This window comes from Pontibacter anaerobius, assembly GCF_026241195.1.
GTDB lineage: Bacteria > Bacteroidota > Bacteroidia > Cytophagales > Hymenobacteraceae > Pontibacter > Pontibacter anaerobius.
The window spans coordinates 1-1582 of sequence record NZ_JAPFQO010000023.1 but is presented as its reverse complement, the minus strand read 5'-3'; the positions used below and the strand labels follow the sequence as shown (position 1 = coordinate 1582).

The 1582-nt window shown below is 39.4% G+C and carries 2 protein-coding genes; both read left to right on the top strand.

Going from position 1 to position 1582, the window contains the following annotated elements; translation table 11 throughout:
• The first annotated feature begins 134 nt into the window (after nucleotides 1-134).
• On the top strand, nucleotides 135-875 hold the full coding sequence (locus tag OO017_RS19845) for a hypothetical protein (protein WP_266054447.1): 741 nt from the start codon (nucleotides 135-137) through the stop codon (nucleotides 873-875).
• Between the two features lie 107 nt (nucleotides 876-982).
• On the top strand, nucleotides 983-1381 hold the full coding sequence (locus OO017_RS19840) for a hypothetical protein (RefSeq protein WP_266054446.1): 399 nt from the start codon (nucleotides 983-985) through the stop codon (nucleotides 1379-1381).
• The last annotated feature ends 201 nt before the right edge of the window (nucleotides 1382-1582 follow it).

Genomic DNA, 1582 nt, shown 5'->3' with positions numbered 1-1582 from the left:
ATGTGTTTGAAGTCAAAGAATACAAAGTAGAGAAGGTGACAGAGAAATAAATTCATCACCTAACAAAGTGCAGCTTTAACCCTTGCTACGCTTCGGGCTTCGGCTGCACGAGTAGCGTTGGCGTGCATTTAAACATGGATAAAAAAGCAAAAAACATCTTATTCAAAACTTACTGGACATCTCAAGGGTGGCGGCGAGAATATACCACTCCAATAGATGACTTAGAATACGCAAAGTCAAAAGGAGTAATGTTTGAGCCAGTATCATTTTCCATACCTGAAATAAAGGAAGAACTAAACCAATTAGTTACCAGAATTGATAAAGACAGTGTAGTTAAGGGGTTTCTATCAAGTTTAACGAACAAACGTCTTGACTGGCGTTCTGCAATAGCAAGTTATACCAATGCAAAACTTGTTCTTGAAGGAAAGAGAGAGTTTTATCGACTTAACAACTTTCAGTATGAGAATGAAGATGTAAATGTTCTGAATTTCGAAAGAATTAAATGGAGTGGAGTGAGACATTCGGATTTGCTTTACAATTACGTTGATTTAAGGCTCTTTGAAAGAGAGACAATTACAGAGCCAACACATGCTGACATAGAAACTTTTAAAGCAATTTTGAAATGTGTTGAAGAATCTGAAGAAGGGGAATATCCGAGTAAGTTGCGAGACAGGTTAAAAGAAGCTGTGAAGGGGAGCGCAAATGAAAGACACACTTTGATGGAAATTCTTGGGTGTTGCGAAATTCTAAAACCTAAGAGTTATGACAGACCTACAACAGGCAGACATGATTGGGGTTTTGTTGAGTACTGGAGAGGTGGAGACGGCTACAACAGAAGCATAGTTGATGAATACTTCGGTAAATACCTAAAATAAAAACGAAACGCCAACAAGACCTAAACGTCAGCCTTCGGCAAATACCTTGGCCGCCGTTTAGCAGAGCCGTTGGCAGTAATAGGGAAGTATAAATTTAAAAATAGAACTTGATACAGAATGAACTAAACACGCTTAACTTAATAGTTGCTGCCCTTTACCTAAGGTACAGGAAAGGAAGTGACCATTGGTTAAGTGCTATGTGGGCAAAAACCATAGTAGGATTGGCAATTGCTTTTACTATGTTGACTCTAATAGAGATAGCATTAGTGACTTTAGTCGCAGTTCAGGCAAGAGTAGTGGTAGGTCAGTATTATATAATTGTCTTCTTTTCTGTTTGGGCTTTGTCTGTGTTATTGGTCAATAATTTAACCTTATCTAACAATGCTCTTGCTGACTTGGAGCTGTATCCAGAAGATTATTCAAGAGGGAATAAGTTAGCCTTGGTAGTACTTTCTACAGCTACATTGTTGTACCTGCTTGTTGGCATGTATACTAAAGACATTTAGCTTCTTTGAAAGATAGAACAACTTCCGCCAACAAAATGCAGCTTTAACCCTTGCTACGCTTCGGGCTTCTGCTGCACGAGTACCGTTGGCCGTGATTGGGATTATTTTCAGGTTTTAAAGTGGCGTGTCTTTCAGGCTTTTTTAGGGCTGGGCGGCATCAAAGGCCACTAAAGCGGGGCAACGATCAGAAAAAGAGCCAAA

Bases quoted from the DNA above. Each gene is read 5' to 3' on its own strand.
- OO017_RS19845 (WP_266054447.1), top strand. From the start codon at position 135: ATGGATAAAAAAGCAAAAAACATCTTATTCAAAACTTACTGGACATCT.